17 protein-coding genes are annotated in these 15,617 nt (G+C 64.3%); 7 read left to right on the forward strand and 10 right to left on the reverse strand.

From position 1 onward, the window contains the following. Window positions 1–61 precede the first annotated feature (61 nt). From urtC to urtE, 3 genes are read left to right on the forward strand one after another with little or no spacing between them, the layout of a single operon-like run. Window positions 62–1,291, forward strand: coding sequence for an urea ABC transporter permease subunit UrtC (gene urtC / locus F3W81_RS00640; protein ID WP_193081664.1), 1,230 nt, complete (start codon window positions 62–64; stop codon window positions 1,289–1,291). After that, entirely contained in the window at window positions 1,291–2,031 is a 741-nt protein-coding gene (urtD, locus tag F3W81_RS00645) for an urea ABC transporter ATP-binding protein UrtD (RefSeq protein ID WP_193081666.1), read from the forward strand. Before urtC ends, urtD begins: the two co-directional genes overlap by 1 nt. Before the next feature lie 3 nt (window positions 2,032–2,034). Further along, window positions 2,035–2,730 carry an urea ABC transporter ATP-binding subunit UrtE gene (gene urtE / locus F3W81_RS00650; RefSeq protein ID WP_193081668.1) on the forward strand — a complete coding sequence of 232 codons (696 nt, stop codon included), beginning with the start codon at window positions 2,035–2,037 and terminating at the stop codon, window positions 2,728–2,730. Window positions 2,731–2,879: 149 nt separating this feature from the next. On the opposite strand, the gene dtd is transcribed toward urtE, so the two are convergent. From dtd to F3W81_RS00675, 5 genes are all read right to left on the reverse strand, one after another. Continuing rightward, on the reverse strand, window positions 2,880–3,317 hold the full coding sequence (gene dtd, locus F3W81_RS00655) for a D-aminoacyl-tRNA deacylase (protein WP_193081670.1): 438 nt from the start codon (window positions 3,315–3,317) through the stop codon (window positions 2,880–2,882). Between the two features lie 21 nt (window positions 3,318–3,338). Further along, on the reverse strand, window positions 3,339–4,556 hold the full coding sequence (locus F3W81_RS00660; protein WP_193081672.1) for a toxic anion resistance protein: 1,218 nt from the start codon (window positions 4,554–4,556) through the stop codon (window positions 3,339–3,341). A 6-nt stretch (window positions 4,557–4,562) separates the two neighbouring features. Beyond that, window positions 4,563–5,438, reverse strand: a complete 876-nt coding sequence (locus F3W81_RS00665; RefSeq protein ID WP_193081673.1) for a 5-bromo-4-chloroindolyl phosphate hydrolysis family protein — start codon at window positions 5,436–5,438, stop codon at window positions 4,563–4,565. Window positions 5,439–5,460: 22 nt separating this feature from the next. After that, on the reverse strand, window positions 5,461–5,676 hold the full coding sequence (locus tag F3W81_RS00670; RefSeq protein WP_193081675.1) for a hypothetical protein: 216 nt from the start codon (window positions 5,674–5,676) through the stop codon (window positions 5,461–5,463). A 228-nt stretch (window positions 5,677–5,904) separates the two neighbouring features. Next, on the reverse strand, window positions 5,905–7,431 hold the full coding sequence (locus F3W81_RS00675; RefSeq protein ID WP_193081677.1) for a pseudouridine synthase: 1,527 nt from the start codon (window positions 7,429–7,431) through the stop codon (window positions 5,905–5,907). Between the two features lie 79 nt (window positions 7,432–7,510). On the opposite strand from F3W81_RS00675, the gene F3W81_RS00680 reads away from it, so the two are divergent. After that, a complete protein-coding gene (locus F3W81_RS00680) occupies window positions 7,511–7,960 on the forward strand; it encodes a nucleoside deaminase (protein ID WP_193081679.1) in 450 nt (149 codons plus the stop codon). Between the two features lie 248 nt (window positions 7,961–8,208). On the opposite strand, the gene F3W81_RS00685 is transcribed toward F3W81_RS00680, so the two are convergent. After that, the gene (locus tag F3W81_RS00685; RefSeq protein ID WP_193081680.1) at window positions 8,209–9,225 is read right to left on the reverse strand and encodes a ribose-phosphate pyrophosphokinase; all 1,017 of its coding nucleotides are present in this window, start codon (window positions 9,223–9,225) and stop codon (window positions 8,209–8,211) included. 106 nt (window positions 9,226–9,331) lie between these two features. Here F3W81_RS00685 and F3W81_RS00690 point away from each other — a divergent pair, with 106 nt between their 5' ends. After that, the gene (locus tag F3W81_RS00690) at window positions 9,332–9,934 is read left to right on the forward strand and encodes a 2-hydroxychromene-2-carboxylate isomerase (RefSeq protein WP_193081682.1); all 603 of its coding nucleotides are present in this window, start codon (window positions 9,332–9,334) and stop codon (window positions 9,932–9,934) included. After that, on the forward strand, window positions 9,934–10,779 hold the full coding sequence (locus F3W81_RS00695; RefSeq protein WP_193081684.1) for an alpha/beta fold hydrolase: 846 nt from the start codon (window positions 9,934–9,936) through the stop codon (window positions 10,777–10,779). Before F3W81_RS00690 ends, F3W81_RS00695 begins: the two co-directional genes overlap by 1 nt. Before the next feature lie 23 nt (window positions 10,780–10,802). Here F3W81_RS00695 and F3W81_RS00700 read toward each other — a convergent pair whose 3' ends face one another. From F3W81_RS00700 to glyA, 4 genes are read right to left on the reverse strand one after another with little or no spacing between them, the layout of a single operon-like run. Beyond that, window positions 10,803–11,846 carry a threonine aldolase family protein gene (locus tag F3W81_RS00700; RefSeq protein WP_193081685.1) on the reverse strand — a complete coding sequence of 348 codons (1,044 nt, stop codon included), beginning with the start codon at window positions 11,844–11,846 and terminating at the stop codon, window positions 10,803–10,805. Next, window positions 11,846–12,328, reverse strand: coding sequence for a YcgN family cysteine cluster protein (locus tag F3W81_RS00705; protein ID WP_193081687.1), 483 nt, complete (start codon window positions 12,326–12,328; stop codon window positions 11,846–11,848). The genes F3W81_RS00700 and F3W81_RS00705 overlap by 1 nt, the downstream gene beginning before the upstream one ends. Further along, window positions 12,325–13,263 carry a bifunctional riboflavin kinase/FAD synthetase gene (locus tag F3W81_RS00710; RefSeq protein ID WP_193081688.1) on the reverse strand — a complete coding sequence of 313 codons (939 nt, stop codon included), beginning with the start codon at window positions 13,261–13,263 and terminating at the stop codon, window positions 12,325–12,327. The genes F3W81_RS00705 and F3W81_RS00710 overlap by 4 nt, the downstream gene beginning before the upstream one ends. Before the next feature lie 47 nt (window positions 13,264–13,310). Beyond that, window positions 13,311–14,594: a serine hydroxymethyltransferase gene (gene glyA / locus F3W81_RS00715; RefSeq protein ID WP_193081690.1), complete on the reverse strand. Its 1,284-nt coding sequence runs from the start codon at window positions 14,592–14,594 to the stop codon at window positions 13,311–13,313. 210 nt (window positions 14,595–14,804) lie between these two features. Between glyA and F3W81_RS00720 the strand changes: the two genes are divergently transcribed. Continuing rightward, entirely contained in the window at window positions 14,805–15,569 is a 765-nt protein-coding gene (locus F3W81_RS00720; RefSeq protein WP_193081692.1) for an NAD kinase, read from the forward strand. Window positions 15,570–15,617: the final 48 nt, after the last annotated feature.

Genomic DNA, 15,617 nt, shown 5'->3' on the forward strand with positions numbered 1-15,617 from the left:
CCGCTGACGGGGGGCAGCGCCCCCCCGCCGTCGCCCCCAAAGACGCCGAAGGCCCCATGCCATGAGACGCAGCTTCATCGCCCGCAACCCATCGATCCTGGTGTTCCTTGCCTGCCTTGCACTCTTCACCCTCGCCATCACCCTGATGAGCGAGGCCACCGGCGCAGGCCTGATCTCCACCTCCTTCGTCAAGACGCTAGGCAAGACGCTCTGCCTCTGCCTCGTCGCCGTGGCGATGGATATCGTCTGGGGCTACTGCGGCATCCTCTCGCTCGGCCACTTCGCCTTCTTTGGCCTTGGCGGCTACATGGTCGGCATGTGGCTGATGTACGCCCGCACCGAGATCATCGTCGCAGGCTCCCTCGCCAATTCTCCCATTCCCCCGACCCCGGGCGAGATCACGGACGCCATCGGCTCCCAGATCTTTGGTGTCGTCGGCTCCTCGGACTTTCCGCCGATCTGGTATTTCGCCCATAGCTTCTGGGCGCAGATGGCGCTGGTGGTGATCGTGCCCGGCATCCTGGCCCTCGTCTTCGGCTGGCTCGCCTTCCGCTCCCGCGTCACCGGCGTCTACCTCTCGATCCTGACGCAAGCCATGACGCTGGCGCTCTCGCTCTATCTTTTCCAGAACGAATCCGGCCTGCGCGGCAACAACGGCCTGTCGGGCCTGCAGAACCTTCCCGGCGTCAAGGCGGGGCAGGACGACATCTCGATGTGGTTCTTCTGGGGCTCGGCCTTTGCGCTGGCCCTCGGCTACCTGGTCTGCGCCTGGGTCGTCTCGGGCAAGTTCGGCTCGGTCGTGCGCGGTATCCGCGATGACGAAGCGCGCGTGCGCTTCCTCGGCTACTCGGTCGAGGGCTACAAGCTGTTCATCTTCACCTTCACGGCGATCATCGCCGCCATCGCCGGCGCGCTCTACTACCCACAGGCCGGCATCATCAACCCCGGCGAGGTCGCGCCGATCGCCTCGATCTACCTCGCCGTCTGGGTCGCCATCGGCGGGCGCGGCCGCCTCTACGGCGCCGTCATCGGCGCGGCGCTGGTCAGCCTCGTTTCCACATGGTTCACCGGCGGCGGCGTGCCCTCGATCCCGCTGGGCTTTTACACCATCGACTGGGTCGACTGGTGGCTGGTGCTGCTCGGCCTGTCGTTCGTGCTGGTCACGCTGTTCGCCCCCAAGGGCATCGGCGGGCTGGTCGACCTGATCACCGACCGCATCGCCCCCAACCGTCACGGCGCAGACTACGGCCCCGACAAGGGTGCCCTGCGCGAAGGGGAGGGCCGCAAGTAATGCCCACACTGCTCGAAGTTTCCGGCGTTTCCGTCACGTTCGACGGCTACAAGGCCATCCGCAACCTGTCCTTCCAGATCGGCGAGTCCGAGATGCGCGCCATCATCGGCCCGAACGGTGCGGGCAAGACCACCTTCATGGACATCGTCACCGGCAAGACCAAACCCGACGAGGGCCGCGTCATCTGGGGCGAGAAATCCATCAACCTGCTCAAGATGAACGAAGCCAGGATCGCCCAGGCTGGCATCGGCCGCAAATTCCAGCGCCCCACGGTGTTCGAGGATCAGACCGTCCACGCCAACCTGCTGATGGCGCTGAAGAACCCGCGCGCCTCCTTCTCCTGCCTGTTCTACAAACCCTCCTTCAAGGATCTCGGCCGCGTCGAACAGCTCGCCTCCGAGGTCGGACTTTCCGACGCGCTGATGCGCACCTCTGGGGAGCTCAGCCACGGCCAGAAGCAATGGCTCGAAATCGGCATGCTGCTGGCGCAGGAACCCCGCCTTCTGCTGGTTGATGAACCTGCCGCCGGCATGACCTTGGCCGAGCGTGAACACACCACCGACCTGCTGAAAGAGGCCGCAAAGACCCGCGCCGTCGTCGTCGTCGAACACGATATGGAGTTCGTCCGCCGGCTGGAGTGCAAGGTCACGGTGCTGCACGAGGGCTCGGTGCTGGCCGAAGGCTCACTCGATCACGTCACCGCCAATCCCAAAGTCATCGAAGTTTATCTGGGGCGCTGAGAAATGCTGAATGTCCAAGGCCTTACCCTGCACTACGGCCAAAGCCAGATCCTCAACGGGATCGACCTGCAGGCCCATACCGGCCAAGTCACCTGCATCATGGGCACCAACGGGGTCGGCAAGACGTCGCTGCTCAAGGCGATCTCCGGCACCCACCCCCGCTCTGGCGGCAGCATGAGCCTCGACGGCGAAGACCTCGGCAAACTCCCCGCCCATGTCCTGGCGCACAAAGGCATCGGCTACGTGCCGCAAGGCCGGATGATCTTCCCGCTGCTGACGGTCGAGGAGAACATGCAAACCGCCTACGCCTGCCTACCACGTTCTGAGCATGTCATCCCCGACGAGATCTACGAGCTGTTCCCGATCCTGAAGGAATTCCTGCACCGCCGCGGCGGCGACCTCTCGGGCGGTCAGCAACAGCAACTGGCCTTCGCCCGCGCGATCATTACGAAACCAAAACTGCTGCTGCTGGACGAACCGACAGAAGGTATCCAGCCCAACATCATCCAGCAGATTGGCCGGGTCATCGAATACCTGCGGGACAAAGGCGACATGGCCATCGTGCTGGTCGAGCAGTATTTCGAGTTCGCCTATACCCTCGCCGACCGCTTCTACGTCATGCGCCGCGGTTCAGTCACGGCGTCGGGCACCAAGGAGGACATCACCAAGGATGCCCTGATGGCCGAAGTCTCGGTTTGAGCCAAGTCAGGGGGCTCTGCCCCCTCTGACGCCTGCGGCGCCATTCACCCCCGGGATATTTCCGACAGGGAAATCATGCAGGGCGGCCCCTCGTTTCCCTGTTGCAAATATCCCCGCCGGAGGCTCGCCTCAGAGAGGCGATATTAGTCTCAAACCTCAAGTGAGATGGTGATCGGCCCGTCGTTGATCAGAGACACCTTCATATCGGCGCCGAATTCTCCGGTTTCCACGGCTATTCCCTGAGCGGCCAGCGCGAGGGTGAAATGCTCATAGAGCATGCGGCCCTCGTCCGGTGCGGCGGCGGCTGAAAAGCCGGGCCGGTTGCCGCGGCTGGTGTCTGCGGCCAGCGTGAACTGGCTGACCACCAGTGCGCTGCCGCCGATATCGAGGATCGAGCGGTTCATCTTGCCTTCACCGTCGTCGAAGATCCGGAGTCGCGCTATTTTGGTGGCCAGCTTGTCGGCATTGGCTGTGGTGTCGCCCTGCATGGCACAGACCAGCACCATGAGGCCGGGCCCGCATTGCCCGATGACGTCGCCTGCCACGCGCACCTGCGCCTCGCTCACCCTTTGCAAAATCGCCCGCATGTCTTTACCTCTTGGGTCTGCTCAGCGCCTCGGCACCGATTGTGCCGTTGTCTCGCCCAGACCGGTGGCATGGGATTTGGCCTGCGACAGGGCATCGCGCAAGTCCGCCTCCATTTTCCTGAGGTCGGCTTCGGCGGCGGCGCGGCGGGCCTTGCCCTGATCGGCGATCGCCAGGCTTTCGCGGATCGCGCCAATCAGATCGTCGTTCGCCTGCTTTACGGCCTCGATGTCGAAGACGCCACGCTCGTTCTCTTCGCGCACCACGCGGTTGGTCTGGCGCAGCTGTGCCGCATTGCCCTTCAGCAGGTCATTGGTCAGGTCATTGGCGGCGCGCACCGCATCCGCCGCCTCGGCGCTGCGCCGGATCGTGATGGTCTGCGCCAGCTGGCTTTCCCAGAGCGGCACGGTATTGACGAGGGTCGAGTTGATCTTGGTCACCAGCGTTTTGTCGTTTTCCTGCACCAGCCGGATCGAGGGCAGGGACTGCATCGTCACCTGCCGCGTCAGTTTCAGATCATGCACCCGACGTTCCAGATCGTCTCTTGCGCTTCGCATGTCGCGCAGGTCCTGCGCCGCCTTCATCTGGGCATCGTCCCCGGGCGCGGCCTGCATTGCCCGTTCCAGCGCCGGGATTTCCTGCTTGTCGAGCTGCCAGAGCCGCTGCGTGCCCGCCGCGATATAGAGGCCGAGTTCGTCATAGAACCCCAGCGTCTTTTCATAGAGCAGGTCGAGCGCCTTGATATCCTTCAGCAGCCGATGCTCGTGCCCCAGCAGGTCATCGGTGATACGGTCGATCTGGGTCTGGATATCTTCGAACCGCGCGGTGAAGCGGGCGAAGGGCGCGGCGCGTCCGGTGACACGTTCCCAGAGCGAGCGGTCGCGGCGCACGTCGAGCTCGCTGACGGCAAAGCCGCGCAGGGTGCTGACGATCTCGCGCAGGCTGTCACCGGCGGGGCCGACGTCCTTGGTGCGCACATCCGACAGCATCGCCTGGCTGATCTGCTGCAATTCGCCCTGCGCGGCGGCCCCAAAGCCGACGATGGACTGGCTGCTGGTCATGTCGATCTGCGCCATGCGGGCGCGGATCTCGTCGCTCAGCGGGCTGTCATCGTCGTCAAAGGCCGCCTCTTCGCCGGGGTCGAGGCCCAGTTCGGGCGAGGGTTCGGGCAATTCCAAAGCCGTCACCTCTTCGACCAGCTTTTGCGATTGTTTCGCCTTGGTTCGCACATCCTGGGACATGTCAGCTCACTCCGTTTCTGCGGGATGGGTCGGCGTGACGCCATCGCGTTGCAAACGCTCTCGCAGCACCTCGATCTCGATGCTCATATCCGTGGCGTCATCCTGTAACATCTGTTGTGTGCGGGCGGTAAAATTCTGTTCCAGATCATCCAGAAGCGCCTCATATGTGCGCCGTGCCCCGACCTCGCCGTGGCGGGCATAATGGGCGGCGAACTTCTCCGAGGCGTCCTGCGCGCCCTGCAGGTAAACCCCGAGGTAGCGCCGCGCCTGGGGCAGATCGCGCGGGTCATCCTCGACCTCGGCAATCATCTCGCGGGCGCTGTGTTCAAAGGCGGCGACGCGGCTGTTCAGGGACCGGTCGTGCAGCGCTGCAATGGCGGTGCGGATGCCCGACAGATGCTCTTCGGCGCGCTCGACCACACGGGCGACACGGTCATGCTGATGGGCATCGACCCCCTCGCCAAAGCGATCGCGCAGCGGATCAAGGCCAAAGGCCACGGCGTGCAGCGCCCCGGCAACCAGCGCATAGATCACCGCGCCCCCCGCCGTCTGGCCATGTGCCAGCGCGCCAAAGGCGGTGCCGAGCGCGATCATCGCGCTGCCCAGCATCTTGCGCGGCAGGGCAGGTCGGCGGGCGGTCTTGCGCCCCAGAAACGCCTGCTCGGCCGCCAGCCCCTCACGCGTCATCAGCGCCGCGCCCCACCACAGGGCCGCGCCGCCAAGGCCAAAGGCCAACCCTGCGGGCGGGGCAAAGAGCGAGGTCACCGCCAGCAGCACCGACGGCAGGTAGAGCGTGTTCACCCGCGCCCCGCCCGGCGCCACAACAGCGCGGGGGCCGCCGCGTTTGCCCAAGGGGCCCGCGTTGCTCTGCCGATCCATCATTGCCGAAGGTCCTTTCCGCCGCTCATGCGCCCATCAGTCCCGAGGCGACGCCGAACATCACCGCGATCAGCAAGCCATAGGCGACTTTCTGCGATGTCGTGCTGCGCAGCTGTGTCGGCAGGCGCTGGCCAGAGGTCAGCCGCCGCCGGTCCGCCGCCCCGCCAATCGCCGCCATCAGCGTCGCGGCGAGGGCCACAACGCCGCCCAAAATCAACAGAACAAAGATCACGCGTGCCATGTCAGGGCCTCCAGCTGCCTAAGGAACACTTAAGAAGCCGGGGACGGCTTTCCTAGTGGTGTCCCGCGATAGGGCCGCCCGGCCCGCGCGCCCCCTGCCAACACTAGAGCAGGCAGCCGCACTGGCAAGGCGTATGGCAAAAGGCACCGCCCGCGCGCAGCAGGGCGATGCCTTTCGTCAAACGTCGATGGCCGCTGACAGCCGACAGCCTTCAGCAAACCGATGCGCTCAGCCCCGGTCGCGCGGCTTGCCGCGCGGTGGCCCCTTGGGACCGCCCGGACCACGGCCCGCGGGTTTGCCGCCAGACGGCCTGCCGCCAGAGGGTTTGCCAGCCGGTTTGCCGGTGCTCGGCTTGCTGAAGCCGGGATTGGCCGCCGTTGGCCGCGGCCCGGCAGAGCTTGCGCCAGAATTCCCCGAGGAGGCAAAGCGACGCGGCCCACCCGGTTTCGCCTCAGCGCCACCGGACGAGAACGTCCGCCCGCCACCCGTCGCGCCACCGCGACCCTCAGCAGACCGGCCCTCAGAAGACCGCCCTTCAGACGAGCGACCCTCACCCTTGCCCGCATAGCCTTTGCCAGCATAGCCCTTGGACTCGCCGGGCCGCCCGCCAAAACTTTTGCCGCCTGGCTTGCCGCCGGCCGCGCCACGTCCCTCAAAGGTGCCCGCAGGCTTCGATCCCGTGCCACCGCCCGCACGCAGGCCGCTTTTCGCGGCGAACTTGGCACCAGACTTCGGGCCTGCGTTCGGCCCCGCTTTCGGGCCTGCCTTGGCACCGGGACGACCCCGCCCGCCAAAGGTCTCTTCGGTGATGTCCGACCCGATGCCCGCAGGTTTGCTTTTGCGCACCAGCCGCTTGCGCGGGGCAGGGGCGGCGGTCTCTTCGTCTTCCGGCTCCAGACCCAGCTGATCGCGCATGACGCGCCGCTTGATCTCTTCCACAGCACCGACCTTCAGCGTGCCCAGCTGGAACGGGCCATAGCTGACCCGGATCAGCCGGTTCACCACCAGCCCGACATTCTCCAGCGCGCGCCGGATCTCGCGGTTCTTGCCCTCGCGCAGCGCAATCGTCAGCCAGGCATTGGCGCCCTGCTGACGGTCGATCGACACGATCATCGGCTGAAATTCCTCGCGATCGACCACGATGCCTTCGCGCAACGGCTCCAGCATCTCCTCGGTCGGATCGCCCTTCACGCGCACCCGGTAACGCCGCAACCAGCCGGTCGAGGGAAGCTCCAGCTGGCGCTTGATGCCGCCGTCATTGGTCAGCAGCAACAGCCCCTCGGAATTGAGGTCGAGCCGCCCGACCGACAGTACCCTCGGCATATCCTCGGGCAGGGCGTCAAAGATCGTGTCGCGCCCCTGTTCATCCTTGGTCGTGGTCACCAGACCCGTGGGCTTGTGATACAGCCACATGCGCGCCGGCTCGGCCGCGGCAATCGGCTTGCCATCGACGGTGATGCGCGCACCGCCGGTAATGTTCAGCGCCGGGCTGTCGATGACCTTGCCGTTCACCGCAACGCGGCCCTCGGCAATCATCTTCTCGGCGTCGCGACGGCTTGCGACACCGGCGCGCGACAGCACCTTGGCGATGCGATCTCCGGGGCGGCCAGCGCTCTCGGTCTCTGGCTGGGGCGCGGGCTTTTCGGGCACGCCAGCAGCACCGGTTTCGGGCGCCATCGCGGCCCCGTCCTGCATGTCGCGGCGGGGGGATGTCGGTTCGGGGCTCTCGGGGCGGGGCGTGGGCTTGCGTGTCATGCACCGGCTCTAGCGCGGATCACGTCGCCAAGGAAGAGATCTTCTTGCAAGGCCGCGCTGCACAGGCCACCTAAGGCGCATGATGTTCACCTCTCATATGCAGATCGCGCTCACCGAGGCCCGCGCCGCCGCCGCCCGCGGCGAGGTGCCGGTCGGCGCCGCCCTGATCGACCCCTCTGGCCGCCTCGTCGCCGCCGACGGCAACCGCACCCGCGAACGCAGCGATCCCACCGCCCATGCCGAGGTGCTGGTGATCCGCGCCGCCTGTGCTGCGCTGAAAACCGAACGCCTGCCGGGCTTCTCGCTCTACGTCACGCTGGAGCCTTGCCCCGCCTGCGCCGCCATCATCGCTGCCGCCCGCATCGCCCGCCTTTACTACGGCGCGGCGGACCCGAAATCTGGCGGCATCGCACAAGGCCCTCGCATCTTCACCCACCCCCAGTGCCACCACATCCCCGAGGTCTACGACGACATCGCCGCCCCCGAGGCCCAAGCCCTGCTGAAAACCTTCTTCGCCGCCCGCCGCTAACGCTCCCCCCCCGCGCGCCGCCCGTCTCTCGCCCCGCCCAAAAGCTCTCTCATCTTGCCCGAAATACTTCGGGGGAGGCGCCCCGCGCCGGGGGCAGCGCCCCCTTCCGCGCGTGCCAAAATCGCACCGCCCACTTACCGACGGCATACCGACCAGATACCGACACCCCGATGTCCGCCAAAATGCAAAAAGGGCGCAGGCCCGGCATCCCGGTCCCACGCCCCAATTTCAGCTTTCAGCCGCCGCGATCAGCCGCGAAAGTAGCCCTCATAGATCGGCTCCAGCGTGCCGGTCTCGAACAGCGAACTGACCGAGGTGCCGTTCCAGATGTTCAGGATGGCTTGGGCGAACATCGGCGCCGTCGGCAGGATGCGGATCTTGTCGCAGGCTTTCACCGGATCGGTGGCGGCGATGGAATCGGTGATCACCAGATTCTTCATGACGGAATTCGAGATCCGCTCGACCGCAGGCCCCGACAAAACCCCGTGCGAGATGTAGGAGTGCACCTCGGTCGCGCCGTATTCCATCAACAATTCCGCGGCCTTGCAGAGCGTACCTGCCGTGTCGCAGATGTCATCGACGATAATGCAGATCTTGTCCTTCACCTCACCGATGACGGTCATCTCGGCAATCTCACCGGGCTTCTCGCGGCGCTTGTCGACGATCGACAGGGGCACGTTGATCCGCTTGGCCAGCTCACGCGCACGCGCCACACCGCCAACGTCGGGCGAGACGACCATGACATCCTGCAGGCGGTCCTTGAACTGCTCCATGATGTCCAGCGCAAAGATCGGGCTGGCATAGAGGTTGTCGACGGGAATGTCGAAAAACCCTTGAATCTGAGCCGCATGCAGGTCCAGCGTCAGCACCCGTTCGACGCCGGCCTCGACCAGCATATTGGCCACCAGCTTGGCGGTGATGGGGGTGCGCGCCTTGGTGCGGCGGTCCTGACGGGCATAGCCGAAATAGGGGATCACGGCCGTGATGCGTGCCGCCGAGGACCTGCGTAGCGCGTCGGTCATGATCAGCAGTTCCATCAGGTTGTCGTTGGCCGGGTTCGACGTGCTCTGGATGATGAACATGTCCTCACCACGCACGTTTTCAAAGACTTCGACGAAGATTTCGCCGTCGTTGAAACGCTCGACCCTGGCCTTCACCAGATCCACGCTCATCCCGCGGTGCATCGACATGCGTCGTGCAATCGCTGTGGCCAGGGGCATGTTAGAATTGCCCGCAATCAGCTTGGGCTCGATAATATTAGGCATGGATTGGTCTCCGGGGGCCTGCGCAATGACAGATTCGTGACGTTGAACCCCGCTTAACACCCCGTTACGGTCTTGCCAAACAACCCGCGTTCAGAAGGCTGGGAAAATGACCAAGCATATCGATTACTATTTCACCACGATTTCGCCTTTTGCCTATCTCGCTGGCGGGCGGCTGGAGCAGATTGCCGCCAGACACAGCGCGACGATTGCCTATAAACCCGTTGATCTCCCGAGGGTTACGTCGCTCAATGGCGGCATTGCCCTGAAGGATCGTTCGGCGTCCCGCAAGGAATATCGTCTGCAGGAACTGCGTCGCGCGAGTGTGAAGACCGGTTTGCCGCTGACACTGCATCCGGCGTTTTTTCCGACCAATCCCGCGCCGTCCTGCTATGCGATCATCGCGGCGCAGGCCGCAGGGGGCGGCGATGTCGGTTTGCTCTGCCAACTGATACTGGCGGCGTGCTGGGTTGAGGAAAAGAATGTCGCCGAGGATGACGTGATCCGGGCGTGCCTCTCCAAGGCCGGTTTCGACCCTGCTCTGGCCGACAGCGGCCTGCTCGCCGGTGCCGAAACCTTCACCCGCAACACCGAAGAGGCGCTGAATGCCGGTGTCTTCGGTGCGCCCTTCTATATCGTCGACGGTTCGGAGCGCTTCTGGGGCCATGACCGCCTCGATGATCTTGAGGCCTTCCTCGACGGGACGCTCTGATGTTGCACTCTCTTTTCGGCGGCCATGAAACCGCGTGGCGATCCTGGGGCGAGGAGGACAGTGCCAGGCGTCGCATGCTGATGATCCACTGCTCTCTGGCCCATTCCGGAGCCTGGCAGGGCGTGGCGACGCGGCTGGCCCCCGAGATGGACATGCGGGCCTTTGATCTGCCGGGCCATGGCAAAAGCGGTGACTGGCATGCCGATGTTTCCTTTCAGGAACAGAGTGTTGAGATGGCCGCCGGGCTGCTGGAGAGCTGGGGGGATGGCCCTGTCGATGTGCTGGGTCATTCCTTTGGCGCGACAGTCGCACTGCGTCTCGCCGTCGAGCGGCCTGAGCTTGTCCGCTCGCTTGCTCTCTATGAACCGGTGTTCTTTACCGCTGGTTTCCGGGCCTTTCCGGGTCTGCAGGCCGAGCACGATGCCAAGATGGCGCCCTATGCCGAGGCCTATGCGGCGGGTGATCACGAGGGTGCGGCCCGTGCCTTCATGAGCGTCTGGGGTGATGGCCGTGCATGGGAGCGTCTGCCTGAGGCGCAGCGCGAGGCCTTCACGGCGCGCATCCCTCTGATCGATGCGATCCGCGAGACGAACTATGGCGACCCCGCTGGCATGTTGTCGCGCGGCCGTCTGACGGCGCTTACCTGTCCGGTTCTGCTGATGGAGGGCGAGGTTGGCCCGATATTTGCGGCGCGTATCAATGATGCGCTGCAAGTTCAGATGCCCTTTGCTGAGCGTGTGGTGATCGAGGGCGCTGCCCACATGGGGCCCGTGACGCATGCGGCGCAGGTCGCTGATGCCGTCCAGGCGTTTCTGGCGTCCGATGTTGTCAGGAGCGAGGCGTAAGCCCCGCCCCTGACAGCAAAATCTCAACCAGCGGCGATGTCGAGGAACCGGCGGATCTCAGCTTCGGGGAGGGACCAGTCGCAGACAAAGCGGCCAGTCAGCAACTCCGTCTCGTCGTCGCCTTCCAGCTCTCCGATGGTCAGATAGTACAGCGCGCCGGCGTCTTTAAGACGTTTGTGCGTGGCGCGGGGCAGGCGGGCAAAGACCATATTCGCCTGCGGTTCCTGCACGAAGCTGGCACCGATCTTACGCAGGCCTTCAGCCAACATCGCCATGCGCGCGTTTGACTGCCGCGCGAGGTCGAGCCAGAGGTCGCCCTCAAGGTAAGCCAGCATCTGCGCCGAGAGGTAGCGATGCTTGGAGAACAGATGCGCGCCCCGCTTGCGGCGCAATTCGAACTCCCAAGCCTTTGCGGGATCGAAGAAAATCACCGCCTCGACACCAATGCAGCCGTTCTTGGTGCCGCCGAAGCTGACAACATCAACGCCCGCTTTCCAGGTCATCTCCGCCGCCGTACAGCCAAGCGCGACCAGAGCATTGGCAAAGCGCGCGCCATCCAGATGCGTCGGCTGGCCCAGGTCTGCGGCAATCGCGGACAGCGCTGCGATCTCGTCACAGGTGTAGATGCGACCCTTTTCAGTGGCTTGCGTGATCGAGAGTGGGCCGGGCTGGGCCGAGTGCACGGCGATGCGGGCCTCGTGCCCCATGGCGGCGCGCAGGGCGTCGGGGGTCATCTTGTCACTGTCGCCCACAAGGGTCAGCTTGGCGCCCCCCATGTAGAATTCGGGCGAATTGCACTCGTCCTCAAAGATATGGGCGACGGGGCTGCAGTAGACAGTTTGCCATGGCTGGCAATAGGTTGCGAGAGCGAGCGAGTTCGCAGCCGTGCCGGTGGCCACCAGATAAACAGCGGCCTCGGGGGCCTCGAAGATCACGCGCAGACGGTCGCGGACCTTCTCCATGATCGTGTCGTTGCCGTAAGGCATCTGATAGCCGTCATTGCCCGTCGCCATCGCTTCGATGATGGAGGGATGCGCAGGGCCTGCGTTGTCAGAGGCAAAAAACATTAGGTCGGCTCCTCGATGATGTAGTCCTCCCAGTCCTCCTCGTCGATCTCGAACTCGGGCACCGTGATGTCCTGTGCGGAAACGCCCGCGTCATGCACGCTCTGCGGATCGCCCGAGATCAGCGGATGCCAGTGAAACAGCGGGCGCCCTTCATGCAGCAGGCGATAGGCGCAGGTTTCGGGCATCCAATACAGATGGCTTTCGAGGTTCTTGGCCGAGAGAGAGATGCATTCGGGCACGAACTGGTGGCGGATCGGATATTGCGAACACAGGCACGAATGCCCGTCCAGCAGGCGACAGGCAACCCGGGTCAGGGCGACCTCGCCGGTTTCCTCGTCCTCCAGCTTGTTCAGGCAGCACTTGCCGCAGCCGTCACAGAGCGCTTCCCATTCCTTCTGGGACATCTTCTTGAGCGGGACATGTTCCCAGAAGCGGGGGCGCAAGCCTGTGCGATCAATGGGATCTTTGTACGGGCCGCTCATACCGCATCCAGTATCTGGCGGGCGCGCAGGCAGTCGGCATCCATCTGGGCGATCAGCCCCTCAAGTCCGTCGAAGGTCATCTCGGGGCGCAGATACTCGACCAAGGCGACCGACAGCTCTGCACCATAGAGATCGCCGCTGAAATCGAACACGAAGGTTTCCAGGTTGGGCACCTTGCCGTCGAACATCGGGCGCAAACCCAGCGAGGCGGCCCCCTTGTAGCTGCCCTGATTGGGGCCGTTCAGCACATCGACCAGCACTGCATAGACGCCAAAGCAGGGCTTGTGCAGGCCGCGTAGCCACATGTTCGCCGTCGGATAACCAAGGTCACGGCCGCGCTGATCGCCACGCACCACGGTGCCCTCAATCCGGTGCCAGTGGCCCAGCATGGCCGCGGCGTCGCGTGGGCGCCCCTCGGCCAGTGCGGTGCGGATCGCGGTGGAGGAGACCTCCTCGGATTCGTTTTCCAGCAAGGGGACGACCTCCACTTCGATACCATAGGCGTCGCCAAAGGCGATCAGGTCCGCGACGCCGCCCGCGCGACCCTTGCCGAAATGAAAATCCGCGCCGACGACGATCTTGCGCAGCCCCAGCCCCGCACGCAGCACGCCATTGGCGAAGGCTTCCGGCGTCAGATTGGCGAGGGAGGGGGTGAAATTCAGCTCATACAGCACATCGACACCCAGCTTTTCCAGCCGATGGGCGCGGGCCGTGGAATTGGTCAGCCGGAAATCGGCAGAGTCGGGCGCAAACAGCTGTCGCGGATGCGGCTCGAACGTGACGACGCCAAGGGGGGCACCCAGTCGGGTGGCCTCGGCCCGGGCGAGGTCGATCACGGAGCGGTGGCCCAAGTGCACGCCATCGAAGTTTCCGATGGCTGCAACGGCACCGCGATCGCGGTCCGTGACGAATTGATGGTCTCTGACAATGCGCATGGGCGCTTGCGTAGCGCCCATGCGAGAGAGAGGCAAGAGGCCCTGTCTCAGAGTCCGGGGTAGAGCGGGAAGCGCGCGCAGAGCGCGGCAACTTCGCCCGCAACCTTGGCTTCGACCTCGGTGTTACCCTCTTCGCCATTGGCGGCCAGACCATCGACAACTTCGACGATCCAATCGGCAATCTGACGGAACTCAGCCTCGCCAAAGCCACGGGTGGTGCCGGCAGGGGTGCCGAGACGCACGCCCGAGGTCACCATCGGTTTTTCCGGGTCAAACGGGATGCCGTTCTTGTTGCAGGTGATATGGGCGCGCTCGAGTGCCTTTTCGGTCGCGTTGCCCTTCACGCCCTTGGGACGCAGATCAACCAGCATGACGTGTGTGTCGGTGCCGCCGGTGACGATGTCGAGGCCACCTTTCATCAGCTGATCGGCCAGAGCGACGGCGTTGGCACGCACCTGCTTCTGGTAGACCTTGAAGTCGGGACGCAACGCCTCGCCAAAAGCGACCGCCTTGGCGGCGATCACGTGCATCAAAGGACCGCCCTGAATGCCGGGGAAAATGGCCGAGTTGACCTTTTTCGCAATGGCTTCGTCGTTGGTCAGGATCATGCCGCCACGGGGGCCGCGCAGGGTCTTGTGAGTGGTCGTGGTGACGACATCGGCATGGGGGAAGGGGCTGGGGTGTTCACCCGCGGCAACCAGACCGGCAAAGTGCGCCATGTCGACCATCAGGTAAGCGCCAACGCTGTCGGCAATCTCGCGCATTTTTGCGAAATCCACCTGACGCGGGATCGCTGAGCCGCCTGCGATGATCATCTTGGGCTTGTGCTCGGTCGCCAGCTCCTGAACCTGATCGTAGTCGATCAGGCTGTCCTGCTTGCGCACGCCGTACTGGATGGCGTTGAACCATTTGCCCGACTGGTTCGGCTTGGCGCCGTGGGTCAGGTGACCACCTGCGTCGAGGCTCATGCCCAGAATGGTGTCGCCGGGCTGCAGCAGGGCAGTGAAGACACCCTGGTTGGCCTGGCTACCGGAGTTCGGCTGCACGTTGATGAACTCACAGCCGAACAGCTGCTTGGCACGGTCGATGGCCAGCTGTTCCGCGATATCGACGAATTCACAGCCACCATAGTAGCGACGGCCCGGATAGCCCTCGGCGTACTTGTTGGTCATGACCGAGCCTTGGGCTTCCATCACGGCGGCGGAGACGATGTTTTCCGAGGCGATCAGCTCGATCTCGTCACGTTGACGGCCAAGTTCCTTGCGGATGGCGCCAAAGATTTCCGGATCGCGGGCTTCGAGGCTGTCTGTGAAAAAGCCGGTATCGGTCATGGGGTACTCCATCAACTGCTGTTGAGCGGGTACCTACAATGACAGTGCCATGTGAGGAAGTGTCCAAATCGTCATGATCAATATGAAAAGCGGCAGGGCTGGCACCTTTGCCCGAGTTGTGATTGTTTCGGAACCGAAAGACGGCTTTCGGAAACGCGTGACGCGCTCCGGGCCTTTGGTTTCAGGGTTCGCAAGCGAGGCAGCCACCTGATGAGCATCAAGCTTGCTTTTACCGCCAGTCGTGGCCCGTCGGCGCAGGCGGCGCGCAAGAGCCTGACCGCGCGGTTCGGCTCCGTTCCCGAAAGTGAAGCCGATGTGATCGTGGCGCTTGGCGGTGATGGCTTCATGCTGGCGACGCTGCATCGCACGACAAACCTGCGCGCGCCGGTCTACGGGATGAATCGCGGCACGGTCGGGTTTCTGATGAACGACTATTCCGAAGAGGATCTGGTCGAGCGTCTGACCGCCGCCGAGGAAGAGGTCATCAACCCGCTTGAGATGCGCGCCACCCGCGCCGATGGTAAAATCCAGACCGCGCTGGCCATCAACGAGGTGTCGCTGCTGCGTGCGGGCCCGCAGGCCGCCAAACTGCGGATCACCGTTGATGGCCGCGTGCGGCTGGACGAACTGGTCTGTGACGGAGCGCTGATCGCAACACCTGCAGGCTCGACTGCCTATAACTATTCCGCGCACGGCCCGATCCTGCCCATCGGGTCGGACGTTCTGGCGCTGACAGCGATTGCGCCGTTTCGCCCGCGCCGCTGGCGCGGTGCCCTACTGCGCAAGACCGCCGTCATCCGCTTTGACGTGCTGGAACCTGAAAAGCGCCCCGTCATGGCCGATGCCGACAGCCGCCGCTCGGTCACCAACGTGCTGTCTGTTGAGGTCAGTTCGGCCTCGGATGTCCGGCACAATATCCTCTTCGATCCCGGCCACGGGCTGGAGGAACGGCTGATCCAGGAGCAATTCGTCTGAGGAGAGGCCTGCGCGCTCAGCAGGGTGGCAGATCTTCGCCAATCCTAC

It is taken from the genome of Pseudooceanicola spongiae (genome assembly GCF_014899185.1).
GTDB lineage: Bacteria > Pseudomonadota > Alphaproteobacteria > Rhodobacterales > Rhodobacteraceae > Pseudooceanicola > Pseudooceanicola spongiae.